The following is a 26,507-nucleotide window of genomic DNA, read 5'->3' as shown; positions in this document are numbered from 1 at the left end:
AGGGGGCTCAGGAGATGTGATGGGTGATGTCGCGCAGCGCCTTGTAGAGCGGTGCGTACAGGAGCCGGGCCACCGCGGGATCGCCGGAGTCGGGGAAATCCGTAGGAGGGATCGAGGTGTCGAAGTACGGGGCAAGTACGTCCCGTAGGCCGGTCAACAGCCCGTCCTGGGAGGGAACCGGGGAAGAGAGTGATCGCGGCGACAGCGCACGAGCGGTCCGCGGGGCGAATCGTGCGTCGACGAACACCACCCTCGCGGGCACCCCGCCGCGGACGAGCCGGCCGATCACCTGCCAGATGGTGACCAGCTGGTCCCAGGTGAAGGACCGCTTCTCCCGGTCCGACAGGCGTGAGTAGATGTAGCGACGTGCCAGCAGTCTGCGCCACTCCCCTCGGGCCACATGCCGGAATGCGAGTCCGGCAGTGTCCAGGTCGGGTGCGTCGACCGCGAGCTTGCCGAAGGTGCCCTGTTCCAGGCCGGGTTCGTCCCGGACGAACCGGGACGCCCAGTCGTTGATCGCGAAGATCGCCAGTGACAGGTCGTCGGGGCGGGGGTGCGGGCGCGCGAGGAACAGGGCTGTGCCGAATGCCGCGTTGTGCTGGGCGTTGAGAATGTTGTGCCCACGCTCGACTGCCATGAGCGGCGCCACCAGTACCTCCGCACTCCGGTCCTCGGCGAAGGACGCCAGGTCTCCACGCCTCAGCACGGTCACGGCCCCCTGTCCTGATGCCCGGGCGGGGCCCGAGGTGCCTACGGCCTGTTCCAGGTCCGCGTCGTCGGCCGCGAGCACACGGACCCTCCCTCGCCAGCGGTCCTGGCCGTTCAGTACCTCCGCGACGGTGTTCGCTTCCTTGTAGCTGCCGACGAGGAGGATCGCCCTCCGGCGACGATCGTCGGCGACCTCGGCCAGCTCCTGTTCGAGAGGACTGGGCGCGCCACCCCGCCCGGGGGACCCGAGCTTGGCAGCCAGCGCGCGCGCCGCTGCCGGGCGGGTCTTGGGATCGACCCCCGACAGGCTCATGGGGCGGCCCTTGTCGTCGAAGAGGAAGTGCGTGGTGAAGACCGACTCTCCCACTGCCTGCAGTGAACGCTCCGACGGTTTGAGCACGGCGCCGACCGGTGCGAGTACGTGGGCACGCGTCGAGGTTCCCGCCCAGCTCGTCCCTGACATCAGGACCACATGGGGGCCCTTTTGGCCGGCACCGGGGTCGGCACCCACCTCGTGCAGCGAGAGCAGGAGCGAACGCCCGACACCCGCACAGCGGAAAAAGCGGAGGGTGCCGCTGTGCCGTCCGTCGTCGTCCCGCTCGCGTTCGTCGGGCAGGTACTGGAAGCCGAGGACATTGCCCATCGGTGCCTCGGGGACCAGCGGAGCGTAGTCGAGCGGGGGGCGACGGGAGAGTTCATTGCCCGTCGAGTCGAGGTGCAGCGCCGCCTCGACCTGCGGCCAGAGGAATACGAGCCGGTCAAGTCGCTGGTTCAAGGCGCTCACGAGCAGCATGAACTCCAACCGCCGCACGGTCAGATCGAGCCACTGGACGTCATCGGTACGGACCTTCGCGGGAGTGCGGGCAAGGAGTGGGCGCAGCACCGTGATGACCCGTTCCCGCGTGGAAGGAGTCGAGAGAGTGGTGAGTACGTCATGTGCGAGCCGGACCAGGTCGTCGGTCTCGTTGGCGTAGGGCCCGTCACCGCCGAGCGGGTCGTCCCGGAACGTGTCGAAAAGCGCTGTCAGCTCCTGACGCACCGCGTCGGCGACGGGTCCTGCCGATTCGGGTTCCGGGGAGTCATCCTCGTACGCCTCGTACAGCTCCGTCTCGTCCGGCACGCCGTCGGGCCCGCCGTACGGCGCGGCCGGCGCGAACCATTCGCCGAGCAGCTTCTCCTGGAGGGTCCAGGGACTGAAGTACTCGATGTCCGCCCACTCCCGGAGCTCGGCGTCCGAGATCAGCAGCTTGTACAGCCGGTCCGTCGCCGAGTGGGCCACGGTCAAAGAGGCGGACCACCGCTCGATCTCCTGATCGGTGAGGGGCAGTCGGCCCTGCTTGGAGAGTTCTTCGATCCGGTGCGTCTGCACCTGGTCCAGCCAGGAGTCGATGCCGGGGGAGACGAGGGTGGCGGAGGGAGCGAAGATCTCATCCAGCTTCATCTGTACCGAATCTGCCTCGTCCACGAAGACCATGTCACTGCGGATCAGGGCGAGTTCCAGATGCCGCAGCCGCTCGTCGCCCAGGTGCCGGGGCACCGCGGACTGTACGAGGCTTGCCGGGTTGGCTACCCAGATCAGGGCGTCCACCAGCTCACGGGCCGTGTGGTGACGCGGGCAGACATGCCACAGGGGGCAGCCGTGCGGAGCTCCGCGCAGTTCGGTCGGCCGCGTCTCGGTGAGCCGGGGGGTGGACCGGCCGGGCCGGTAGGGCTCGGGTAGCGCCGGAGCCTGGTCGACGGCTTCGGCGGGCTGCTCCGAAGGTCGCTTCTCGGGGTACAGGGAGGTGCAGGGAGCATCCGAGTAGCGCAGTGGCTCGGGAGCCTCGGTGCCCCGCAGCGCGTTGACCACACAGACGGTGCTCAGGTCGTCGAAGGCGGGTGCGTCGTGATCGAGCAGGTTCTCCAGACCACGGGCGGCGAGCCTGCGGTGCAGGCGCTGGACGTGGGTCTGTCGGGTCGTCAGGCCGAGAACGGGCGCGGCGGAGAGACCGAGGTCCCGCAGAAGCGCGGTCAGGCGCAGCTGTTCGGCCACGTCACCCACGACCAGCGTGGTACGGAGCCCCTGGCGTGCGCCCCAGACGGCCACCAGCGTCATGAGCGTCGACTTGCCGGCGCCAACCATGCCCGCCAGATGGAGCAGTCCGTCGATGCGCAGGGTGTCCGCATCGACGAACGACAGGCCGTCGCTGCTCCGGGGGGCGAAGCGCAGCTCCCGCAGACGGTCCTGCCAATGCCCGAGGTTCGCCACGTCCACGGCCCGCTCGGTCTCGTCCATCCACTGTGCCGTCAGGGAGAGTTCCGACCGCTTCAGCACGAGCGGGGCGCCGGCGCCCGGCCGTCCGAGGTCCGGCCGATGGGCGGGAACGGCTGCGGCGGCAAGCCCCGCGGGCAGTGTCACCGAGGTGGGGCGCCGCCACGCGAGGAAGGTGGAGCGTCCGGGCGGGGCGAGAGGCAGCTCTTTGCGGGCGAGCGGGGGGAGGGCCGCCAGCGCCATGTCGTACAGCGTGAACCGTTCCGAGTCGGCGGGTTCCGTGCGCACGGCCGCCGCGCCACCCTCCGGCATCTCGTAGGCGCGTAGTCGTGGCGGCAGTGCGCGATAGGTGTCGAGTGCCTGGTGCCAGGTGCGACGCCGGCGCAGCGTCCACAGAAGGTGGCGGCCCGCGGTGAGCATGATGTCGTGTTCTTCGGTCACCGAGAGCCCTCGGGCCCGGGTGAACGGATAGCCACCGAAGAGGACGTACGCGCCTCGGGGGCTCTCGTCGGGTGCGATGTGCTCCAGCAACCGGAGTGCCAGCTCGACCTGGCAGACGAGTGCGGGCCTGGTTCCGGACAGTTCCTCGGGAACGTCGCCCCACCTCTGTGTCAGTTGCTTGCTGAGCTTCGCGTGCCAGCGGTCGCGGTCACGCACCGCGTCCTCCTTCGAGTCGGGTCAGCCGTGCGTGTGCGCGCGCGGTCAGCGTGCTGTCGGTCAGCAGTGGCAGGGCACGCGCCTGCGGAGGACGGTTGCGTTCGTACGTCGCGAGGTACCCGGCGCGGTCGGACACCCGGCTCTGCGGCACCACCCAGAACGCTTCGTCGTACCGGGGCTCCTGAGGGACCGGTCGCGCCGACCGTCCAAGGAACGCCGGGTGCGCCCAGTCCTTCACGTCCACCGCCCACACCCAGCCGTCGGGGAAGGTGATGTGCAGGTCGTACGCGTCGTACGCGGGCCACATGCGTACGCGCAGGCCGAGCCGCACCAGAGCCGCCTCCAACTCGGCCTCCGCTCTGCCGGGGCCCGTGACGAACTGGCGCAACGGGCGTTCCAGCTGAAGCAGTTCACCGGCTTCCCGGCGGGCGATGATCCGGCCAACGGGCGGCGCTCCCTGGCGGCGGCAGCGGTCCCGCTCGCACCACCAGCCGCCCTCCCGAAGAGGAGTGAGCAAGGTCAGGCAACTTCCGCAGGTCGCGTACGTGTCGCCTCGCAGGTAGCTGTCGGGCACTGACTGGTAGATCCGCCTGACGAGTTCTTTCACCGGGTCGAGGACGTGGTCCACGGAGATGGAGAAGGCATCGGCCGAGGTCAGCACCGGCCGGTTCACGAGCAGGCGGCGGAACTCCGTGTAGGCGTCCTCCTCGTTGTATTCGCGGCACAGCCTGAGCGCCGCCCGGACGACTTCGCCGTCACGTTGGTCGAGGGCGCTGTGGGGAGACTTGTCGGCCCATTCGTGGCAGAGCTCGGTCGGGCGGGACGACAGCGGGTCGAGCAACAGATCGTCGGGACCGACCGCGTCGTCGGGCAGGTCCACGGGCCAGTCCGCCACCGGGCGCTCCCGGCACCAGGACACGAGGTCGGGCAGGCTCGCCGGTGGCCGCGCACCACGCTCCAGGCAGGCGAGGACGGTCCCGTCCAGGGCCCGCTGGGCCTCGGCGGGGTAGGGCAGGGTGAAGGAGTGCAGGCCCTCGGTCGCCTCGAGAGACGTGAGGGCGGAGGCGAGCGTCCGCATCAGGGCGACCCCGGCGTGGGCGGACCAGTCGGAGGCGTGCGGGGGGAGGCCGTCCGGGGCCGTGGAGTTCATCCGACGCTCACCCGGGCCTGGCCCGCCGCGCAGTGACGCAACATCTCGCATCCTCCGCAGTGGTCGCCGGTGCGCGGCTCGTACGCTTCGTCCACGGCCCAGGGGGTGGCGAGCCGGGCGATCACCTGTCTCGCTTCGGCGAGCGTGTCGGGGTCGCCCGGGTCGATCTCCTCGCAGCGCGACCCGGTCTCGTACAGGACCTCCAGCTCGACGAGTGAACGGCGCGGGTCGCCGCCGGGGACTCCGGCGGACATCAGGAGTACCGCCAGCGCGAGCTGTGGATAGGACTCCAGCAGTGGCCGGCCCTCCCAGAGAGGCTTGCCGGCTGTTTTCGTCTCGTGCCAGACCCAGCCGCCGGACCGCGTGTACAGCAGGTCCGGATCGGCCACGACCACCGTGTCCAGTTCGGGGTCGTAGGTCGTCAGACGCTTCTGGACTTCGACCTTCTCCTCCGGGCCGAGGCCGTCCAAGGGGCAGGCCAGCACGTGTGCGGCGAGCATGGCGAGCGCCGGAGCCTGTTCCTCCGGGGCCAGACCCGGAAGCTCTTCGGGCAGCGTCGCACGGGCGCAGCCCCTCCGCGCATGACTGTGGTTGAGCCAGGCGTCGACGGCGCGGCCTCTGCGGACCGGCCCGCTCTCCGGCTCGGGCGACCTCAGGTGCAGCACCCGGGTCAGGTGGAACAGGGCAGGACAGCGCTCGTACGTACGCAGGTCGGAAACCGAGACGGAGCGGCGCTTGCGGGGGCGGCGTGGCCCGGGGGCGCCGAGCAGCCCGGGGGTCTCCGGCGGGCCCGGGCAACCCGCCAGGGCTTCGCACCGGACGCACTCGGACCCGGGGTTGGTCCTCGTGCCGGTGACGACTCGGGCGAGTGCGGGACGGGCGTGTGCGGTGAACTCCCGCTGGGTCCGGGCGGCGTCCCAGTCGGCAAGCACCTCGTGCTCGCCGTCGCCGCATCCCACGCCGATGACGCGAACCTGTCGGGGGAGGGTGCTGTTCCCGGGAGCCGGACGGTGTGCGTCACCGAAGTCCGCGTGCGAGGGGGTGCCGGTCGCGAGCACCGAGGCGGCTTCGGCGATCTCGGCGGTGGGCCGGTCGCGCTTGAGGGTGTTGACGGACAGCAGCCACAGCTCCCGCTCGCCACCGTCCCGCGAGGCGTATCGCCGGCCCCACGCGGTGCGTTCGTAACGGAGGATCCCGCGTGCGTCGGGCTCCGCCAGCTCAGTCGCGGAGGTCCATTCCTCCCGGACGGCGACCGTCCCGGGGCGTCCCGCCGCGTGCCGCCCGGCTTCGGAACGGTGGCGCGCGGCCAGGTAGGCGTGTACCGCCTCGCGCGCCCAGCTGACATGTCCTGGGGAGTACTTACGGACGCGGGCAAGCCGGTCCAGGGCGGATTCCAGCGACGCGCCGTCGAGTTCCACGGCATCCAGGGCGGCCATGACCGGGCCGAGCGCGAAGTCCTCGACCGGCTTGCGGCGGGAGCGCTCGGGTGACTGCCGGACGAACGGCCGGGCGCGTACGGCCGTTCCCCGCGGGCAGTCCCGCGGGTTCTCGCGTACGAGCGGCAGGGAGGTTCGGACGAGTCTGGTGTCGCCGTCCGTTCCGGGCGGGGGTGGCTGAAGCATCACAGCGAACCTCTCGTGGGCGCCAAATCCCTTAAGGGCGGAACGTATTCGGCAAGAGAAGCATGCGTCTGTGTACTCAGTCAATCAAATTGCCGCATGTTGCTCATGAAACGCTAGGGTGTGTCACGGCAGGCACCGTGGCAGATCGGGGTGAGGTGTGGAAGCCGAGGACGTCCTCGACGACGGCCGCTTCCTGGTCGGGGAGCGTCTCGACCAAGGCGGCATGGGTAGCATCTGGAAGGCGACCGACACCAAGACCGGAGAGACGGTCGCGGTCAAGGTCCTCCGGCTGTATGCCTATACGCACGGGCGCCTCAGTCCGGGCGAGCGCGCCAGGCGCAACGCGGAGATGTACCGGCGCTTCGAACGTGAGGGCGTGATCCTCGGCGACCTCGACCATCCCGCCATCCCGCGGCTTCTGCGGCGGGGGTACTCGCGGGAGGAGCCGTACCTCGTCATGGAGTACGTCGACGGGCCCACCCTGCGCGAGTTCCTCGACCACCACAGGCCGCTTCCGTTGGCTGCGGCCTGTGCCATCGCCCTCCAGATCGCCGAAGCCCTCTCCCACGCGCACGTCCACGGGGTGGTGCATCGCGACCTCAAGCCGGGGAACATCATTCTGAGTCGCGGCGGCGGAAGGGTGAGCCTTCTCGACTTCGGGATCGCTTACCTCACGGACCCCGACGCGACGCGCTACACGGCTCTCGGGGAGACGCCGGGCAGCGTGGGGTACATCGCACCCGAGCAGTTGCGTGGCCTCCGGGAGGTGACCGCGGCCGTGGACTGGTACGCCTTTGGCTGCGTTCTGTTCGAACTGATCACGGGGCGGCGCCCGTTCGAGGACAGGCCGGACCGGAACAAGAACATGCAGCACCTGGAGGACCTGCCGCCCCGCATCCGTTCGATCAACCTCGGACTCCCGCAGGACCTCGACGACCTCGTCGCGGACCTGCTGAGCAAGGATCCCGGGGGCCGGCCCGCCCGCTTCGAGGACGTGAGGGGCGTGCTCCACGCTCTCCTGCCCGCACCCGGCGACCCCGCTCCCGAAACGGTGCTGGATCCCGATCCGACGCTGTACTACCGAATGGCAGGCGAGGCGCCCGCCGTCCCCGACGGGCAGCGGCCCGCCGCTCCTCGCCGCGCGAACCGGCGGCGGGAAAGCTGGCTGGGGCGGAGGGAATTCGCCGCCCTGCAGGCGAGAGCAAGGGCCGAACTCGAGGCAACCGACGCAGGACCGGTGTGCGAGCGCCTGGGCCGTGAACTGGTGCGGGCCTGCGACGAGTGGGGCATCGCGGACCTCGCGGTGGCGGAAGCGCACCTGACCTGTGCCGACGCGGCCCGCTTGGCCGGCAGTACGCGGCCGGCGGGATCGTTGTACGCGAAGGTGGCGGACGCCCCCGCGGGGCGGCACGCGGCCCCGGCATTCCGGATGCTCGTGCTGGAAGCGCGGATCGGGGTCGCGGAGTGCCGGGTTCCCGAGGGTGACCTGTCCGGGGCTGTGAACGAGTGGCTCCTGGCCGTGCGCGAGGTGCTCGACCTGACCGGGCCGCCCGCCCGGCTCCTCGCCCGGGGCCGCGAAGCCGGGCTCGAACTGATCGAGCGCGGCTGCGGCGACGCCGTGTCGGAACCGCTCTCACGTCTCGTGTGACGTGAGGTCACACTACGGACAGCTTTCCCGAAGCGATCAGGTCACCCAGTGACTGGGCCAACTCGGCTGCTGCGCAACCCAGTGCTCTGGCCTCTCGCTCGAACCGGACGAGCCTGCGGTGGGCCTCCCCGTACTTCTGCTGCTCACGGAGCGGAAGGCGGGGCACCTGGAGGCGACGCACGTCGATCCGGGAGGACGTGGACGCGTGTGTACCCGCCTGGCGGATGTTTGCAGGCGCGCCCAGGCAGCCCGCGAGGAACCAAGGATCGAGCAGCGCCGGGTCCGCGCGCAGGGCGTAGAGCTGTGATCCGAGCACCGAGGGCGCTTCGTCGTCGACGCGGACCTCGAAGGACCGTGCGAGGCCGACGACGACCACGTCCTGCGAGGCGGTGAGCGTCATCGAACCATCGGCCTCCCCGCGCGCGGCATCCGCTCCGTGGAGCCAGTAGCCGGCTCCCGGTGGCAAGCCCAGGGAGGTGAGCGCCGCGAGGGCGTCCTCAGGGCGTTCCCCGCGCCGTACCAGGTGCTCCGGCAGACTCTGGCCGGTAAGGATCTTCAGAGCTCCTGCGCGCTCCAGCGCGGCTACCGTGGTGGGGGTTCCCGCACCTTCGCCGTCCGTGGGGGACAACGTCGAGAGCCCTCCCGCCACGTCCTGCAGGTGCCGCAGATGCATGTCGAACCGAGTCCAGCCGCGCCGTAGCTCCACCGTGCTCGCCGCAGTGGCTCCCGGGATGTGCCGTGCGGGCGTGAGATCGACGTCGTCGTCGAGCAGCTCGATGATCGGGACGGACACACTGCCCGCAGGCTGTTCCCCCCGAAGAGCGGTCAGTGCGCTGTTTTCCACCCGGGCCCAGTCCAAGACCGGTTTGCCCACGGCGGAGACGTCGAGTCCGTGCACGGTGTCCACGAGCAACAGATCCGGGCCGACCGCCTTCGGATCAGGGGCGGCCAGTACCCACACGTGAAGGCCCACGCCGTGCGGCGGTGCCGCACCGGGCGGTAGCGCGATCACCGCGCGGAGCGCCCCGGCCCGCAGCAGTCCGGCCCGCACGCGCCTGCCCGCTCGGCGCGCGGCGACACCGGGCGGCAGCACGAGCACGGCCGTTCCCCCTGGCGCGAGCGCCGCGAGGGTGTGCTGCACCCAGGCGAGTTCGGATTCGGTGCGTGGTGGGAGGCCGTACTCCCAGCGGGTGTCGGTAGCGAGCTCGGCGTGCCCCCAGTCCCGCTCGTTCGACGGCGGATTGCACAGCACGAGGTCCGCCCGCACTTCGGCCAGGGCATCGGCACGCAGGCTGTCCGCGACGGTCACGGCTGCCGGACGTCCTGCCATCGCGAGCCGGGCCGCGGCCAATGCCGCCAGTACCGGGTCCTGGTCCTGGCCGAACAGCTTCGGTTCCACCTGCCCGGGATCCGGGTGCGCCGTCGCCAGTAGCAGAGCCCCGGTCCCGCACGCGGGGTCCAACACCGAACGTACCGGGGCGCCGTGGACCGTGGTGGCGATCCCGGCCATGAGGGAGGCCAGAGGCTTCGCGGTGACCGTTACCTGGCGCACGTGGGTGTGCAGCCAGCGTCGGTAGAGGAAATCGAAAGTGGGCTTGGATCCCTCGTCGGCGGCGACCTCGATGACCCGCGCCAGCAGCCGATTCTGATGGGCACTCAGCTCGAGCAGGGGGACGGGGACGGAAAGGCCCCCGTCTTGCAGACGGCCGAGACGCTCGCCCACGGCCGCCACCAGACAACCCATCGCGTCCCGGCCCCCCAGAGCCTCGAACTCGGGCCACAGCCGCTCCAGCGCTCCCACCGGGGCCTTGAGTTTCCCTTCGGCTCGGAGCCAGGCTTCGACCTCGGCCCAGTCGAACTGCGGGCTGACGTCGTTGCCCTCCAGCGGAGCCGGAAAGCTCTCGTGACGCCGGCGCCAGTTGCTCACCGCCGCCCTCCCGACTCCGACCATGCGGGCGATCTCCGCGAGGCTCACTGAAGCAGGCGGCCCTTGGGGCTGGGACATCAGGTCCTCCGGAGAAGTGGATGGGCAGTTGACTTAGTTTACAAACATGGGCGGCTTTCGGCCATGGGCGCGGGTGTGAGTCACACGGGCAAGCCCGGCTGGGGGGCGAATGCGTAGTCGGCCGGTAGTCCGCGCGAGGGCACTCGCCGCTACCGGCGCGGGGTTCGGTCGCCATGAGGACTCGGGTCCCTCTCGTGTGGAGATCCGTGCGACTGGCGGAGCCCAGAGCGACGCTGGCCCGCTCGGGAACGGTGCGACCATCAGGTCGTGGTGGAGACCACGAATGCTCTGGGGGTGATGTGTCGACTTATCACCGGTTCTGGGCCCGAAGATCCCGACCGGTCACCGGTCGGCCGCCCGGGGTACGAACCCGCTCGGGATCCCGGCCCAGGAGACGTGCAGGACCTCCCTGGCTCGGGTGCAGGCGACGAACAGCAGACACCGCTCACGCAGCAGATCCGATGCGTGCTGGATCGGGTCGAGCCCGGCCGGGGTCACCTCACGCGCGAACGGCAGGGCGGTCGACGTCACTCCCAGGACCGCCACGCAACGGAACTCCAGGCCCTTCATGGCGTGCATCGTGGCCAGCCGTACTCCGTCCGACCCCGGTCCGGGACTGTCCCGGACCTTCACCACGGGAATGCCCGCACCGCTCAGCCTGTCCGCCACCTTGTCCAGGAGGAGATTGAAACGGGCGCAGACGCCGATGTCGGACGGTCGGATGCCCTGCCCGATCCACTCCTCCACCTTCTCGATCAGCGTGGCGACCTCGGCGGACTCGGACCCGTGCCCCTCCACCCGGGGCCTGCGGCCGTGCAGCAGGGAGCGGTAGCCGGCGAGACTGTCCGCCCCCCGTCCGCCGAGATCCTCGATGGTCACCGGAGTGAGGACGCCCGTCGACCAGGTCAAAATCTCTTCCGTACTGCGGTAGTTGATGCGAAGCCGGTTCGACCGCCCCGTCACCGAAATCCCCAGCGAGCCGAGCGATACCTTGGCGTCGTAGATCCGCTGGTGCGGGTCGCCCGTGAGAAACAGGTCGTCGCTTCCGGGCGCGACGGCGCCGCGCAGCACCCTCCACTGCGAGGGGTGCAGGTCCTGAGCCTCGTCGACGACGACGTGGTCGTAGCCCGGGCCGGTCGACTTCAGCAGCCGGGCGGCCCGGGCACACACCTGGAGGTGAGTGCTCACCCCACGCTCGCGCAGAATCGACTCGAACAATTCGACTGCCGGCCAGAGTTGTTCCCGTCGAGCCGTGGGAAGCGCGCTGCCCCGGCCCCGCCGCGGTGACGTGCGATAGGTGTCGAGGTCGCGTATGTCCTGGGCGAGGATGACGTGCCGGTACTCCTGGGTGAGGAACCGCTCGGTCCATGGCAGGCCCAGTTTCTTGACCACCTGCTCCCACACCTGCCGCTCGTCCCGGTCCCCGACGGGTGAGGGCGCCCGGCCGTCGGCCTCCGCGACAGTGCGGTGCGCGTAGGCGTTCACCGTGGTGACGTCCACCCGGGCCAGTTGTTCGTCGTCGTCGAGCAGCAGGGCGAGGCTCTCTCGCAGCGTGGCGGCGAGAGCGTTGGTGTAGGTGGTCAGCAGGACGCGGGTGCCGGGCGAACGTGACAGCAGGTGTTTGACGCGGTGCAGTGCCACGACGGTCTTGCCCGTGCCCGGCCCGCCGGTCACCTGGACCGGGCCGGCGTACGAAACGCGATAGGCGATGCGTCGCTGCGAGGGGTGGAGAAAGACCCTCCAGGCCGCGAACGGCTTTTCCAGGATTTCGGTCAGCTCGTCCGGACCGGTGACCAGGGTGATCCGGCTCGCCGTGTTCGCGATGATCTCGGCGAGGCTTTCGTCCGGGTCCGGGCCGGCGTCCGTCGGGCGGCGTACGGCGACGACATCCCGGTAGACGTCTTCCGGACCGAACCCCTCGGCGAGGTACTGCAGCACTTCGAACTGGTCCTCCGGCAGCAGCGTCCCGAAGGCCTCCAGTTGGGGCTTGTCAATGACGGTGCGTACGGCCCGCCTCACCTGCTCGTCGATGCCGAGGTCTCGCAGAACGGTGTCGGAGTGTGCGGCGAACAGCAAGGACGGGGCGCTTGCCGCTGCTTTCTCCAGAGCTGGGGTGAGCTGCTCGATCGCGACGACGTTGCGCACTTCGAGGCCACGCGTCGCCGTGTTGGTCGTGTAGAGCCGTTTCGCCGCCCAGGTGTAGGCGTCGTCATGGGGAACGACGTTGACCAGCAGGAAGACGTCGCTGCCGTCGTCTGGTGCGAGAACGACGCCCCGCCAGAAGTCGTTGACGCGGATGGTGCGCATGCGGGGATCGCGGGCCTTTTCCACGGACTCCAGGTGCAGCCCCTTGTCCGCGTGCAACTCCGCCACGGTCAGTCGCTGGAACTTCTCCATCGCCTTGCGTACGCCGGCCTTGACGGGCTTCTCCAGGACGTCGTAGCTCTCCCAGAAGCTGTTGGCGAACGCGAGTTGCGGCACGACGTGTACTCCCATCCTGGACGGACGCTCCGTCGCCGATCATACGGATCGGCTCGCGCGCATCAGCCGGGACACCGATGCGATGTCGGACAGCAGGTCGGCGGGCGCCTGATCGAGATCCAGGGCGTGCTGGTGGATGACGATGCCCGCGTTTCGTATGCGGTGGGCCGCGTGGGGCTCATTCCCCTTCGCGTACACGAGGTGGCCTTCGGGGAGGCCGAGGGCCGTGCAGTAGGCCAGCATCTGGTAGAGGTCCGCGTCCGGGTAGCCGGCGCGCTTTTCCGCCTTGTACTTGGCGTCGACCACCGCCAGCGGTGCGCCATCCGGCTGGTACAGCACGAAATCGGGCCTCATCCGGATGGCGGCGGCCTCGTCGAGATGGTGCGCATCCTGGAGCACGCACCTCAGGTCCGTCCCGCGCAGCGATTCCCGGAGTGCGACCGTCACGAAGTCCTCGAAGAGCTTGTTCATGTTGAACAGAAAGCCGTCCATGCGCAGTCCGCCCGGCGCGTGCTCGGGGGACGCGTCGGTGAGGACGGCTCGGGCGAGGTGCAGTGCCTGCTGATAGCGCGCGTTGAGGCGGTTCGGGTGCCAGGCGGGCAAGAGTTGCCCCCGGACGAGCGGGGTGACGTCAGCGAGCCGCAGCCGGTGGTGCAGAAGCCGACGGCGTACGTCGTGGGGTACACCGGGCAGGCGGAGCAGCCGCTCCACCGCGGACCGCAGGAGACGGTTTTCCGCGATGTCCGTGGTGAATTCGTCGTACGTCACCTCGACCGGAAGCGCGGCACCGAAATGCCGCCGGATCTGGTCGGTCTCCCGTATCCGCCCCCGTACGACCAGAGCGGCCTCATCGGTCTCCTGGTACCCCTGGAGCAGTCCCTGTCGCAGTGCTCGCTCGATCTGGCGCTCCACGGCGTGGGCGAGGGCGGGGAGCAGGTCCCGGTGTTCGGCCACGTCCACCTGGCCGTCGTGCCAGGCGCCCCGTGGATCGAGGCTGTAGCCGAGTAGGAAGAACAGCCGAGTGATGAGTACCTTGGGCGCGATCCGCACGGTGACGGGGGAATCGATGCCAGGACCGCCGACGGTGACTGCCCCGACGTTGTGGCCGGCCCGCAGGAGCCAGTTGCCCGGTATGTGCGGGTCGGGGGAGGCACTCACGATCCGGGAGGTCGCGAGGGCCCGCCCCACGGCGTCCGGCAGGACGCGGCTGGTGGCGGGCTCGTGCTCGGTCAGCTCGATGCTGATGCTCACGCGGGCGGCTCCCGGAGGGACCGTCGCAGAGCGTCGAGTCCATACCGCTTCTCGACGTCGACGCCCTCGCCGTAGTGGTGCTCTTCGAGGAGGGGGAGAATCTTTGTCCGCCAGGTCCGCTCCAGACCGTTCTCCCGGTACACACCAGGCTTCATCAGGTACGAGGGGCCTATACGGAAATCGACGTCCTCGATACGGGAGTTGAGCGCGTCCAGCAGGTCGGCGGGCTCGCTGCCCCGACCCTTGGATTCGAGCCAGCGCCGGAGCAGTCCGCTGGTCGGCTCGGTCCGCGGGGACAGTTCGACGAACGCGAAACGTCGCCGCATGGCGGCGTCCACGAGCGCGATCGAACGGTCGGCCGTGTTCATGGTGCCGATGACGAAGAGGTTGGGCGGCAGCGCGAAGTCGTCGCCGGAGTAGGGCAGCTGGACACCCTTGTCCCGGTACTCCAGGAGGAAGTACAGCTCGCCGAAGACCTTCGCCAGGTTGGCCCGGTTGATCTCGTCGATGATCAGGAAGTGGGGGATGTGCCGGTTGCCCTCCTCGTTGGCGAGATCGGCCAGAACGCGGAGAGGACCCGCGGTCAGCCGGAAACTGACCTCGTGGGTCTTGGGGTTCTCCTTCGGACGGATTCCTTCGACGAAGTCCTCATAGGCGTACGACGGATGGAACTGGACCAGCTTCACCCGTTCGGGGCCGCCACCCAGGAACTCCGCCAGCTTCAGCGCGAGGAACGTCTTGCCTGTGCCTGGAGGGCCGTACAGCACCAACTGCCGGTCGTCCCAGAGGAGATCACGCATCTCGCCCAGCCACTCGCTGTCGTGCACCAAGAGCTCTTCGGCCAACGCGTCCGTCGGCTCGGGGAGCCGCAGTTCCCGCCGTACGGTGATCGCCGGAAGCTCCAGGCTGGGATCCCGCTCCGTCGTCTCGGCCTCGTCGGCCAGCTCTTCGTCGGTGAGCCCGAGCCCGTCCATAACCGCCTGGACGGCGGTGAGTTCCACGACGTCGTGCTGGAGGGACAGCTTCTGCTTCAGCTCCTCGGGGAGCTCGTCGTACGGGTGGCTGATGTCCTGCCAGGTCACCGCCCGGCGGAGATTGGACCTGCGGTCCTCGGACTCGGTCTGCTGGGCCCCACCGGTGATCTGGCCGACGTGGAGCAACCCGTCGGAGATGGTGCAGACGGTGTCGCCCTCTCCCATCCGGGACATGAAGGCGTGCACGCCGTCGCTCAGTTGCTGCTTCTGGCTGTACGTCGCCGTGGATTCGTAGTCCTCCTCCACGAAGGCGTGCACAAGCTCCTTGCTGATGCCCTGCTCGACACCCTGGCGCAACCGGGGAGCCGCCAGGGTCACCAGGCCCTCCGGCAGCCACATCCGACGCACGAGGTCGTGCCCGGCGACGTTGGAGCCCCGCACCAGCCAAGACCGCCTGCTGCCCCGGGAAGCCCCCGACAGGGCCAATCCGAGCGACCGGTTGTCCTCGGCCCTCCAGGCGAGGTAGCCGTTGACGCTGTTGCCGGTGAGGATGGAAGCGGCCCGGGACGGGGAGTTGAAGGTGATCTCCCTCGTGGTCTCCAACCAGCCGGGCCGGGTGGCCGAGGGCGCGATCGCGCCGGAGGAGATCAACTGCTCGCGCTCGCGGTGGGCGGATACCAACCGTGTCCGGAAGGAGCGAGTCACCTTGGCGCGCACGGGTTGGCGAGGCCCGACGACGAACGTCCAGCCGCCGTTCGTCCCCCTCGTCCGCCGCCCGTGCGCCACGAGGTCGCTGTTGGGCAGGCTCAGGCGGAACTCCGGATACTCCTCGGCCATGGTCACGGCCTCCCCGTCCGTAGACATTGATCCGTACGGAAGACTAGGCGGCCGCACCGACAACAGGGATCTCGCCTCCGGCGGCGGGAAGCCAGGGAAGGAATCGCATGAGCCACGAGGGACCGGAATCGCCGGCGGAGGGGGCCTTCAGGAAAAGCCGTCAGGAATGGCTGGAAGCGCGGGTCCAAGCCCTCGCCAAGGTGGTGGAGGTCGACGGAGCGCGGTTGTTCGGGCTGCTTCCCGCCGATCTCGGTGATCGGCACCGCCTGGCCGCCGCCACGATCGCGCGCGTGGCTGCGGACCGGGCGCGGGCACGGTCGGTGGCTGACACGGTTCGCTGGCTGGAGCGGCTGATCCCGGGTGGCCACCCCCACGATCTGACGGATTCGGTGCGGGAACTCCGCGCCCTTCTCGCCCCGGGTGATGAACCCGCCCTGTGGTCCTGGAACGCCGGCCCCTGGGAGGAGCTGCTGCTGTGGTGGTGGGCGCGGAACCAGAGCCGCTCGGGGGACAGCGGGCGGGACGTCGCCGCCTGGGGTTCTCGCTGGGCGGCGCAGATTCCGTGGAACGGCCCCTTCGACTCTCCCGAGCGGGCGCCGCGCGCCCACGGCCGGGAACTCCTCACCCTGGCGGAGTTCTTCACCCATGAGCCTGAACCCCTCGGCCTGCTCGCACGAGCCGTGCTCGACGCGCCGCGGACGGCGGCGACGGTCCAGGACACCGTCCTTCTGCGCGAGGAACACCTCCAGGGTGCCGGGCACCTGACGTGGCTGGCCGAACAGCAGACGTGCGCCGAGCAGGTCGAGGTCTGGCGGCGCGCGCAGCAGGCGAAGGGCTCGGAGGCGACACGCGGCTTTCTCGCGGAGCTGTCCGAGGCCGTCAAGAGGTACATGTCCGTCGTTCTCCAGCCGGTGATCGACGCGTTGTCCGGCTGCGAGCGCGCTCTCCTCAGCGACAGCCGGAGCGGTCCCCGGCGTTCCGCCGCCGATTACCTGGATGCTTTCCTCGACTTCCTCGACTGGCAGGGCGAAGCCCCGGAGGACGACGAGATCGACCGGAGGGCGGCGGAGTTCGTCGATCAGGACAGAACCACCTGGCACGGCATGGACGGCTCCCTGCCGGTCTGGTACCACATCGTCACCTCACCGCAGGAGAGAGCGGCGGCGAAGGCGTACTCGGGACGACCGGCGGCATCGGTTCTGCGCGTCAGGACCGGCGTCGAGCCCCCAGCTTCGTCTTTCGACCTCTTCCCGAGTGACGCGTGGAGCGCGTCGGGCGAGCCCGAGGACGAGTGGTACCCGGAGCCGGGCATCGACATCCACTACGACGGTGACAACGCCTTCGACCTCGGCGCGCTGCTGGTTGTCGCCCGGCTCGGCTACGCCCGCCTGGAGTTCCTCGCGGTGGGGGCGGACGGCGGGGTCCAGCGGCTACGGACGATCCTCGCCCGGGTACGGGAGGAAGACGCCCTGGCCTGGCGGCGCTGGGCGCTGGCGTCCCTCGCGGTACTCGCTCCCGAGCCGGACGACCTCGCCGACGCGATCGCCCGGCAGGACGACGACGGCGACACGGATCAGGGACGCGACGACGGAGACGACAACCCCGAGGAGCACGAGACCTCCGACGACCGCGTCGCGCGACCCGCTGCCGGCGGCCTGCCGCCCGCGCTCCTCGGGAAGGTCAGGGCCTTGCTGCGGCAGGCGGAGGACCCGAGCGTCACGGAGCAGGAGGCCCGTACGTTTCTCGGCAAGGCCACTGAGCTCATGGCCAAGTACGGCATCGAACGGGCCATGCTCGACGACGTGTCCGACCCGGGCAAGCCGCTGGACAAGGTCGTCGACGTACATCCGCCGTACGTCAAGGAGGCTCGTCGGCTGCTCAGTTGGATCGCGGCCGAAACACGGTGCAGCGCGGTGTTCCCCGGCGGGAAGGACAATCGGCACCGGGTGCACCTGTTCGGGTTCGAGGCGGATCTCCAGGCGACCGAGGTCCTGTACGCCAGCCTTCGACTCCAGATGCTGAGCGGGGCGGACACCGCCGATGCCCTGTACCGGCCGGAGGGTGAGGACGCGCGCGCGTACAAGCGGTCCTGGATGCTGGGCTTCATCCGTTCGGTCATCACGCGTATCGGTGCGGCCCAGCGGGCGGCGAAGGCCGCCGCCGACGCCGAGCAGCAGGCCGATTCGCCGGAGACGGACTTTGGTGGCCGCAGCGTGGCCCTGGTCCTCGCGGACCGTTCCGTCGTTGTCCAGGCCCAGGTATCCGCCCGCTACCCGAAGCTCGGCAAGGCACGTCCGACGAAGTTCAAGGGCACGGGCTACCGGCAAGGGATGGCCGACGGGAAGCGTGCCGAGATCGGTGAGCAGGCTTTCGCGGACGTGGAGGAGGGTGCCCGGCTCACCCCATGAGAGCGGTCGACGGGCCGTCGTCGAGAGAGATCACGGCCCCCGGTCTTCCCGCCCGGTGGGAAGGGCATGGCCCCCCACTGGGCGGCGATCCCGGACACCAGGGCCAGTCCCCGACCGCTCCCGCGGCTTCGAAGGCGCGGGGTTGAGTCTCCGTACCGTTCATGGGGACCACGGTGGGGGAAGCGCGAAGGTTCGCGAGAGCCGTTCACCCCGTACGCGAAGTCAGCGTACGAGCACAAAGCGTGGACGGTACGGAGTTCGGCCGTCACGCTGGGTGCGTCCATCGCGGGGTAGTTCTCGCGGGTGCGCACGTGGAGGTGGCTGTACATGGCGGTGCACGGCGGCGACGGGGAACGGGAGCCGGACCCGTCCGACAGTCTGCGGACGTTCGGGGCGGTCGTCCAGGCCCTGAGGGAACACGCGGGCCTGAGCCGGGCTGAGTTCGGGACCCTGATCCGGTTCTCCAGACACACCGTGGAGTCGGTGGAGCTGGGCCGCCGCATGCCGGACGAGGCGTTCGTGGAGCGGGCGGAGGACGCGCTGGGCAACACGGGGGCGTTGCGGAGGGCGGCGCGGCACCTGTCGCGGGGCGAGCCCGGCCTCGCGGCGTGGTTCAGGCGGTGGGCACGGCTGGAGCGAGTGGCGGAGAGCCTGTGCACCTACGAGTGCAGGCTGGTACCGGGGCTGTTGCAGACGGAGCATTACGCGCGAGCGGTCTTCGAGGGCACCGTCCCGCTGGTGGCGGACGAACAGGTGGAGGTGCTCGTCGCGGCGCGGCTCGAACGCCAGAAGATGCTGCGCGAACGGCAGACCGTGCCGTTCGGCTTCATCGTGGAGGAGCACGTTTTCCGGCGTCGGTTCAGTGGTGCGGAGAAGGTGCGGGAGCTGCTCGACCATGTGCTCGAACAGACCGCCCTGCGCAATGTGACGCTGCAAATCGTGCCGCAAGAGGCCGGGTTGCATGCTTGCCTGGACGGGCCGGTACGGCTGATTGAAACGCCGGAGGGGCGGCGCCTCGCGTACTCCGAAGGGCAGCAGAACGGGCGCCTGATCGGCGACCAGAAGGAGGTGGGTCTCCTCCAGCGGCGCTATGACACACTGCGCTCGCAGGCCCTGAACCACAAGGAATCGCGGGGGCTGCTGGAGCGACTGCGAGGAGAGCTATGAGTACGACGGAACGCGTCTGGTTCAAGTCAAGCTACAGCGGCAGCCAGGGGGACGACTGTGTGGAGGTCGCCGTCACGGAACAGGCCATCCACGTACGTGACTCCAAGGACCTGACGCGCCCCGCACTCGCTGTCGGTCGTAACGGCTGGACGCGGTTCGTGGGGTACGCCGCGCGCGGCTGAACCTCGTCGGCGCGGCTGGGTCCGTCCTGTGGACCCAGCCGCGCTGCTCGCCCGTGCTCAGCCGGCCTCGGGCCGGGCCGGGTGCCGGGGGCCCTGGCCCGGGGGAGGGGTGAGAGTCGACGTGTAGTTCTTGCCGTCGATCAGAGGCGCCTTCATGGTGAGACCTGCCTCTGCCATGCGGTCGTACTCGGCGAGAACGAGGCGCTTGGTGCGGTACTCGCCGTACTTGGCGATCTCGTTGTTCTTCAAGCCGCCGTTCTCGGTCTGGAAGGACTCCAGGATGTAGTCGGCGTCCTCGCGGGACACCCCGTAGAGGTGGAAGAAGTACGCGTCGAGCTCGGCGCGGAGTAGGGCTCGGCGGTCCTCCTTCCAGACGAAGGGGGCGCCGGTGTCGCCGAGGTCGATGGCCAGGGGCTCCATCTCCCAGGACGAGTAGACGAGTTCGAGCATGCGGGGGGTGATGAAGGCGGTGTGGGGGGCGAGATCGTCGGGGTGGGGGACGGGGAGCTGCTTCCAGGTCATCAGGGCCATGTGAATGCCCCCGACCTTCTGGCGGGCCACGAAGTCGAAGGCCAGAGAGCTCTGGGCAGCGACCATTGCCGCCGTGAGGTCTACAGGGCCGGCGGGGAACATAAGAGGGAAGGTGTGCCCGACAGCCACCTTCGGGAGAAACGCCGGGATGGCGGTCCGCTCATCCGTCGTCCGAGCGACGTCGCGCCAACCCAGCAGCCAGTCACGCTCCCACTTCAGGGCCTCCAGCCGGAGGCCCACGCCAGGTACGTGGATCTCCCTGTGGTTGCGGACCGTACGGACACGGCCGCTCTCTTGGACCCAGTGACGCGGTAGCGTCACGCCAAACGCGTCCCCCTTGTCCTCCAGCGAGACGCGTTCGTAATCGTCATTACCCAGTCCGTAGTACCGGTTCCAGCGGTGATCGAAGAGATGCGCCATCTTGCCCTCGTACAGAGGCAGCATGCGCTGTCCGTCCCGCACGAAGACGTTTCCCTCCAGAGCCCAGCCGTCCGCCTCCAACTGGGCGCGGCTGCGGAACAGGTCGGAGTCGTCGGTCATGTGGAACGGAGTCGGCTTGAACGTGATGTGCCATGGGTTGCCGTCGTCGACGGCCTCCTCAACGAGCACAGGAACGTCTCGCTGGATGGAGGCGGTGACATTGGCGTCACTGCGAGTGCGGAACACCGGCAACGTTCCCGTGTTCGGGTTGATGAGTGCAATCTCTTCCGGCGAGAGGGCGAATACAGCTCCGCCGTCGATGAGCTCGTCCGGATGCCCTAGGAAGAACGCGAATCGCGCGGCCTCCTCCTTCAGAGCGTGACCCGTCAACGAGATCAGAGCGAACTGGTAGCGGGAGTCGACCGCCGGGAAGAGCTTCTCCCGCTTGCCGTTCTCGAAGTCGTACAAGTGCTTCAAAGCACCTCGTCGCGTCAGGTCCTGGAAAAGGAACTGCGCACCAGCGCCCGTGGCGATCTGCGTCGGTACGACCGTGCCACATCTCCCCTGCGGCGCCGTAACGGATACAAACCGTTCCGTAAACAATTGGTCAGTCTGGAGCATTGTGACGCCCTTGACCGACAGCCCCTTCCGAAGCTGCGGGTATGCCCCCGACGATCCCAGGAACAGGAACGACGACTTCACGCGCCGGCGCGCCGCCGCGTACCTCTCCCCCTCCTCGGGGTTCTCCGCAGCCCATTCCGCGATGGCCGTACGTCGCGCCGTCCCGGAGATCTCGGCCAGCGTCGGCTCGACCACGCTGAAGTACTTCTTGTCCTCGAAGTCGACCTTGTCCCACGGCGGATTCCCCAGCACGCAGCTGAAGCCGCCCGCCCACCCCGTCACCGGGTCGACCCCTTCCGTCGCCGGGTCCTCCGGGACGTTGAAGACCTCCGGGAACTCCAGGTGCCAGTGGAAGAACCGGTACTCCTGGCTCAGTCGCACGATTTCGAGGTGCGTCTCTTCCAGGGCGCCGGCGCCCTCGCCCTCCTGGGTCTGGAGCGACTTGAAGACGCCCTGGGTGACCGGCACCGGGGCCGTGTCCGTCTTCTCCCACATGAACGCGGCGCACCAGGCGTCGGCGATCTGGAGGGCGTTGATGTAGGCGGGGGACTGTTCCCACCGGTGGTAGCGGTCGGCGAGCGCCCGGACCTGGCCGAGCTTGTCCGTGGGTGAGGTGTCCACGAGGGTCCGCAGTTCGGAGGCGAACGCCGCGTTGGTCACGCTCATCATGGAGGCGGCCTCGGCGTCGAGGGTGAAGACGCCCTCGTTCTGTTCCTTGTTCTCCCGCTGCCACCTGCGGGCGACCGCGGGGTCGTCGCCCTCCACCGGCTTGAACGCCGCGTCGGGGATTCCGCCCCGCAGCAGTGACGGTGTGGCGCCGATGAGCCCGTTGCCCAGCTTGACGTGCGCGTCGAGGAAGCCCAGCGCCTTGCCCGGCTCCAGGGCTTCCAACCACAAGGAGACCTTGGCCAGTTCCACGGCCATCGGGTTGAGGTCGACCCCGTACACGCACCTCGCCACGACCTCGTGCAGGGCGTGCCGCACGCTCTCCGGCGTCGGCTCCGGTGTGCTGTGGCGGACAGCAGCCACCCGCTTGGCGATGCGGCGGGCCGCGGCGACCAGGAAGTGGCCCGAGCCGCAGGCCGGATCGCAGACGGTGATCGACAGCAGCTCGGCGATCACGGTCTCCGCCGCTGCCGCGCCCGTCTGCCGGGCCTCGGCGGCCCGTCGTTCGCCGCGCTCCTGGGCTTTGTCGATCACCGGGTCGAGCGTGGAGTCGAGGAGGACGTCGACGAGGGAGCTCGGGGTGTAGTACGAGCCGGTCTTCTTACGCTCGTTGCCCGCTCTCACGACCAGCTCGAAGGAGAGGGTCCGGACGCTGTACTTCGGGACGAGCGCGAGCAGCGACTCGTAGATCGCGCCCAGTTCCTCGGCGTCCAGCGTGCGGTAGTCGACCTTCCGCCACCGATTGGCCTCCGTGTCCTTGACGACGGAGAGATGCCGTATGGCGGCGAGCAGGTGCTCGTTGGAGAGGCTCATCCCGCGCAGCGGCTTGTCCGCGTCCCTCTCGTCGAAGAGGCCGCCGAGACCCGGCAGACCCAGCTCGCTCCGTCCCCCCTCGTCGCCGAGGGCGTCGAGGACCAGGGAAAGGGCCTGGTACCGGTCCGTGTGGGAGGTGCCGTGGCGGCGGCGCGCGTGTTCACGCAGCCGGGAGGTGGAGAAGTACGCCGCGTACCGCTGCCGGGCCTCCGGGGTCGCCTCCGGCGGGTGCAGGGCGTCACGGTCCTCGGCGACGAAGACGAAGAGGAGACGGTAGACGAGCCGCAGCAGGGCCGCGTGGTAGGCATCGGCCTTGATCCCGTCCCTCAGGGCGGTGTTGGCCGGGTGCTTCAGGAAGCCCGTGCCGAGCTCCTTGAGGGCCAGGCGCACGCCCTCGCTGATGTCGTCCAGGAAGCGGGCCCCGAGACGGATCGCGGCATCCCGCCACACCTCCAGCCAGCAGTTCCACTGGGTCGGGGCGCCGTCCGGGGAGTTGAACCGGGAGGCGTGCAGCAGCCGGTACAACAGCACGAACTCGCTGAACAGCTCGCCGTCGAAGATCGCCTCCAGGTCGAACTCGACGTACGACGTGGTGGCGAGGGCGTTGGAGTCGCGCAGCAGCCGGACTCTGCGACCGTTCGTCAGCAGAGCCCAGATGTGCGGTTCCGTGCGGTTCAGCGTCTCCTGGAGGAGCGACTGCGGCGCCGGGACGCCGGCGGTGCGGCGGGTGTCGAACTTGGTGTCCCAGGCGGTGATGTGTACCAGCGTGTTGTCGCGCCGGTGGCTGATCAGAAACGTCTTGCTGTCGTCGGAGGCGACGATGCCGGCCGCCCCGACCGGGCTCAGGTGACCGAACCCCAGCGCCTCGAACAAGGGCTCCACCCAGTTGGCACGGGCGTAACCGGTGCTGTCCGGGCGTACCGACGCCTCGGGTTCGGCGGGAAGCTTCTCACGCAGCTCGCGCCAGAGCGATTTGAGGTTGTCCCAGTGGCGCTCGGCCTCGTCGCGCACGGACCGGGAGCCGGCGATGCGGTAGTCGGCGGGGGCGAATCCTCTGAGGTCCTTGGACGACTTGCCCTCGGAGATGCGGACCAGCATGTCGGCCGGCAGCAGCGCACCGACCGTGTGGACGCCGGTGAACACCTGGTTGCGGCTCGTGGCGGACATCAGGCGGACACTCCGTCGGAAGCGGCCGCGGCAGCGGCGGGAGACGCGGGCAGGTACACGTAGGTGCCGAGGATGTCGGCGGGCTTCTGGACCGTCACCGTCAGACCACGGACGATCTCGCCCGACGCGGCGCGCACCCGGCGGTGCGAGGCGTCGAGTTCGGCGGCGAGTTCGTCGCCGTGGGCGGAGACGTGGTCGATCACCTCGGGGAGCTGATCGAGGAGGCGAGCCATGGTGCGCTCACCGAAGTGCGCGTCGGTGTTCTCCGTGGCAGAGGCATCGAGGAGCTCGATGGCTTCTTGCTGCCGCAGCCATACGGCCTTCTTCGAGGAGCCCTGGAAGGCGAGCAGCCGGGAGTCCTCGGCGATGAGCTGCTTCTCGCCGCTGCGGGAGGGCAGCGTGAGGTGAAAGCGGTAGCGGACGAGGAGGAGCGTCGTCCGCGTGGTCACCGCGTCGGTGGTGACCACGCCGCAACGGCGGGCCGGCCGGGCTCCGTCGGCCTCCGGGTCCAATGCGGTGTTCAGGACGTGCGCCGCCAGGGCGCCGACCACCGGATCGGTACGGACCAGGGCCGCTTCGCCGCGTGCCACGGCCGGATCGTCGCGGAAGGGGATGGGCCGGTCCTTCTCGACCGTGTCCGCTCCGACGAGCGGCGCGAGCGCGTCCCGGAGCCCGGCGGGCGCCCCGCCCACCTGCGCGGTGAAGCCGTCGCCACTGTCGCGGAGGACCGCGTTCAACGCCTGGAGGGAGTGGCGTACGAAGGTACGGATCTCGCCCACGTCGCCCAGGGCGTCCCGGATCGCGACGACCTCGCGGGCCACCTCCTCCGGGTGGATGGAGCGCTGGGCGAACCGCGAGCGGGACGCCCGTTCCCGCTCGGCAGCCGAGTTCCAGTCGCTCTCCAGTCGTTCCGTGCTCACCTTGAACGCGTCCGCGCCGAACAGTGCGTCCTGGTCTTCCCGGCCCCGCATCAGGAGCCATTCGACGATCGCGTCGGTGACGCCCGTCGACATCTCGTCCGGGACGGAGACGGAGATGCCCAGGTCCTTCTTGATCTGGCGGTGCTTCTTGATCAGCACCTCCAGGACCTTGCCGTCGATGCCGTTGTCGGCGCCGTACAGGGTGACGACGCGGACCTCGTCGCGCCGCTGGCCGTAGCGGTCCACCCGGCCTTCGCGCTGATCGTGGCGGGTCGGGTTCCAGGCGAGGTCGTAGTGGACGACGGCGTCGAAGTGGTGCTGGAGGTTGACGCCCTCGGAGAGGCAGTCGGTGGCGATCAGGACCCGGCGGGCCGCGGGGTCGTCGCCCGCCCGCTCGGCGAGCTTCTCGATCCGCTCGATGCGCTGCTGGGGCGAGAGCGTGCCCGTGACGGCCTCGATGGTGGCCTTGACGCCGCCCTTCTCCTGGAGCTTCTCGGCCACGTACTCGGCCGTCGGGATGTAGCGGCAGAAGACGATGGGGTGGTAGCCGTCGGCGAGCAGCGCCTTGAGGTGCTTGATCAACGCCTTGAGCTTGAGATCATGTTCCGGCCCCTCCAACTCGGCTGCCCGGCGGGCGAGATCCGCCAGGCGCGCGCCGGCCTCGTCGGTCTCCGCGCCGGGGGCCACGTCCATGCCCTCCAGGCTGCCGTTGTCCACGGCGTCGCTGTTGACGGAGGAACCGAGCCGGTCGGCCTCCTCGGCGGACGCCGCCACGGCGGTGGCCGAGCGCGTGCTCAGGGTCTGCGACGCCGCACGGGGCGAGGACACCAGGGAACGCAGCAGGGCGATCGCCGACCACCAGGCGATGCGGGCCTCCCGCTTGCCCTGGGTACCCGCCGCCTCGACGCGGTCGCTCGCGTAGGCGATGGCGTCGTCCAACAGGGCCCGGTAGGCGGGGGACAGCTTGTACGTCTCGTCCTTGAAGTAGCGGTCCGAAGGGAAGGCGGTCCGCTCGGCGAGGCTGTCGTCGGCGAGCCCGTCCTCCTTGGTGAGGTACTGGCGTACGTCGGCCCGCTTGCGTGCCACGAAGTGCGGAGCGAGCAGCTTGCGGCCCGCCTCCGACTCCAGGTTCACCGCGGCCAGCTCGGGCTTCACCAGACCGAGGAGGTTGCGGAACGCGGACTGCTTACCGCTGTGCGGCGTCGCGGTCACCAGAACCAGGTGGCGGGTCTCGTCCTCGGCGATCCGGCGCAGCAGTTCGTAGCGGAGCTGGTTCTGCGTTCCCGCCGAGGTGTCGTCGGCGGCCACGCAGGTGTGGGCCTCGTCCACGATCACCAGGTCCGGGCAGTGGCGGACGAAGTCGTCGCGGTGGCGCGGGGACTTGATGAAGTCGGTCGAGACGATCACGTTCGGGTGCCGGTCGAAGAGCGACTGGCCCATGTCCAGGTCGCGTTCGAGGCGCGAGACGGTGGAGGACAGGACGAGTTCCGCGTCGATGCCGAACTTGGACCGCAGCTCCTGCTGCCACTGCTCGGCGAGCGCGGGGGAGCAGAGCACCGCCAGCCCCGTGGCCTCGCCCTGGGCGAGGAGTTCGCTCGCGATCAGACCCGCCTCGACCGTCTTGCCGATACCGACGTCGTCCGAGATCAGCATCCGGACCGTCTTGTGCCGCAGCGCCATCAGCAGTGGCACCAGCTGGTAGGCCCGGGGCTCCACCGCGATGCCGGCGAGCGAGCGGAACGGGCCCGCCCCGGAGCGGAAGCCGATGCGCAGCGCGGTACGCAGAAGTCCCGCCGCGCGCTGGTCGCCGAGGTCGTCGGCCTCGGGCGCCGCGAACTCGGCTCCCTTGACCTCCTCGAACGCCGGGAACACCGCGGCGATGTCGTCGTCGGAACCGCCCAGCGGCCGCAGCACCAGCAGATCGGGCTCGCTCTCGGGGAGCACCACCCATTCGCGGCCGCGGGCCGTCACCAGGGATCCCGCCGTGTACGTGAGTGTCATGTGGATCGTCAAGTCCTCGGATGAAAG

The 26,507-nt window shown here is 69.6% G+C and carries 13 protein-coding genes; 4 read left to right on the top strand and 9 right to left on the bottom strand.

All coding sequences use genetic code 11. From position 1 onward, the window contains the following. Positions 1-7 precede the first annotated feature (7 nt). Genes OHT52_RS05070 through OHT52_RS05060 form a run of 3 tightly spaced genes read right to left on the bottom strand, consistent with a single transcriptional unit; the run spans position 8 to position 6,388 of the window. Positions 8-3,616: a hypothetical protein gene (locus tag OHT52_RS05070; RefSeq protein WP_328718930.1), complete on the bottom strand. Its 3,609-nt coding sequence runs from the start codon at positions 3,614-3,616 to the stop codon at positions 8-10. Beyond that, entirely contained in the window at positions 3,609-4,766 is a 1,158-nt protein-coding gene (locus OHT52_RS05065; protein ID WP_328718929.1) for a restriction endonuclease-related protein, read from the bottom strand. The genes OHT52_RS05070 and OHT52_RS05065 overlap by 8 nt, the downstream gene beginning before the upstream one ends. Next, positions 4,763-6,388, bottom strand: coding sequence for a PD-(D/E)XK nuclease family protein (locus OHT52_RS05060; RefSeq protein ID WP_328718928.1), 1,626 nt, complete (start codon positions 6,386-6,388; stop codon positions 4,763-4,765). Before OHT52_RS05060 ends, OHT52_RS05065 begins: the two co-directional genes overlap by 4 nt. A 157-nt stretch (positions 6,389-6,545) precedes the next feature. Between OHT52_RS05060 and OHT52_RS05055 the strand changes: the two genes are divergently transcribed. Continuing rightward, entirely contained in the window at positions 6,546-8,036 is a 1,491-nt protein-coding gene (locus OHT52_RS05055) for a serine/threonine-protein kinase (RefSeq protein WP_328718927.1), read from the top strand. Between the two features lie 7 nt (positions 8,037-8,043). Here OHT52_RS05055 and OHT52_RS05050 read toward each other — a convergent pair whose 3' ends face one another. The 4 genes from OHT52_RS05050 to OHT52_RS05035 form a co-directional block, all read right to left on the bottom strand. Next, the gene (locus tag OHT52_RS05050) at positions 8,044-10,041 is read right to left on the bottom strand and encodes an N-6 DNA methylase (protein WP_328718926.1); all 1,998 of its coding nucleotides are present in this window, start codon (positions 10,039-10,041) and stop codon (positions 8,044-8,046) included. Positions 10,042-10,383: 342 nt separating this feature from the next. Beyond that, positions 10,384-12,522, bottom strand: coding sequence for a UvrD-helicase domain-containing protein (locus OHT52_RS05045; protein ID WP_328718925.1), 2,139 nt, complete (start codon positions 12,520-12,522; stop codon positions 10,384-10,386). A gap of 39 nt (positions 12,523-12,561) precedes the next feature. Then, positions 12,562-13,773 carry an McrC family protein gene (locus OHT52_RS05040; protein ID WP_328718924.1) on the bottom strand — a complete coding sequence of 404 codons (1,212 nt, stop codon included), beginning with the start codon at positions 13,771-13,773 and terminating at the stop codon, positions 12,562-12,564. Continuing rightward, positions 13,770-15,611: a DUF4357 domain-containing protein gene (locus OHT52_RS05035; protein ID WP_328718923.1), complete on the bottom strand. Its 1,842-nt coding sequence runs from the start codon at positions 15,609-15,611 to the stop codon at positions 13,770-13,772. Before OHT52_RS05035 ends, OHT52_RS05040 begins: the two co-directional genes overlap by 4 nt. Positions 15,612-15,691: 80 nt before the next feature. Here OHT52_RS05035 and OHT52_RS05030 point away from each other — a divergent pair, with 80 nt between their 5' ends. From OHT52_RS05030 to OHT52_RS05020, 3 genes are all read left to right on the top strand, one after another. Next, entirely contained in the window at positions 15,692-17,992 is a 2,301-nt protein-coding gene (locus OHT52_RS05030) for a DUF2786 domain-containing protein (protein ID WP_328718922.1), read from the top strand. 327 nt (positions 17,993-18,319) lie between these two features. Beyond that, entirely contained in the window at positions 18,320-19,159 is an 840-nt protein-coding gene (locus OHT52_RS05025) for a helix-turn-helix domain-containing protein (protein ID WP_328718921.1), read from the top strand. Next, the gene (locus tag OHT52_RS05020) at positions 19,156-19,341 is read left to right on the top strand and encodes a DUF397 domain-containing protein (protein WP_328718919.1); all 186 of its coding nucleotides are present in this window, start codon (positions 19,156-19,158) and stop codon (positions 19,339-19,341) included. Before OHT52_RS05025 ends, OHT52_RS05020 begins: the two co-directional genes overlap by 4 nt. A 57-nt stretch (positions 19,342-19,398) precedes the next feature. On the opposite strand, the gene OHT52_RS05015 is transcribed toward OHT52_RS05020, so the two are convergent. Beyond that, on the bottom strand, positions 19,399-23,559 hold the full coding sequence (locus OHT52_RS05015) for an Eco57I restriction-modification methylase domain-containing protein (RefSeq protein ID WP_328718918.1): 4,161 nt from the start codon (positions 23,557-23,559) through the stop codon (positions 19,399-19,401). Continuing rightward, positions 23,559-26,480: a DEAD/DEAH box helicase gene (locus tag OHT52_RS05010; protein ID WP_328718917.1), complete on the bottom strand. Its 2,922-nt coding sequence runs from the start codon at positions 26,478-26,480 to the stop codon at positions 23,559-23,561. Before OHT52_RS05010 ends, OHT52_RS05015 begins: the two co-directional genes overlap by 1 nt. Between the last annotated feature and the right edge of the window lie 27 nt (positions 26,481-26,507).

The organism is Streptomyces sp. NBC_00247 (genome assembly GCF_036188265.1).
GTDB lineage: Bacteria > Actinomycetota > Actinomycetes > Streptomycetales > Streptomycetaceae > Streptomyces.
Note: the sequence above shows the minus strand (reverse complement) of the source record. Positions and strands in the feature narration are given on the sequence as shown.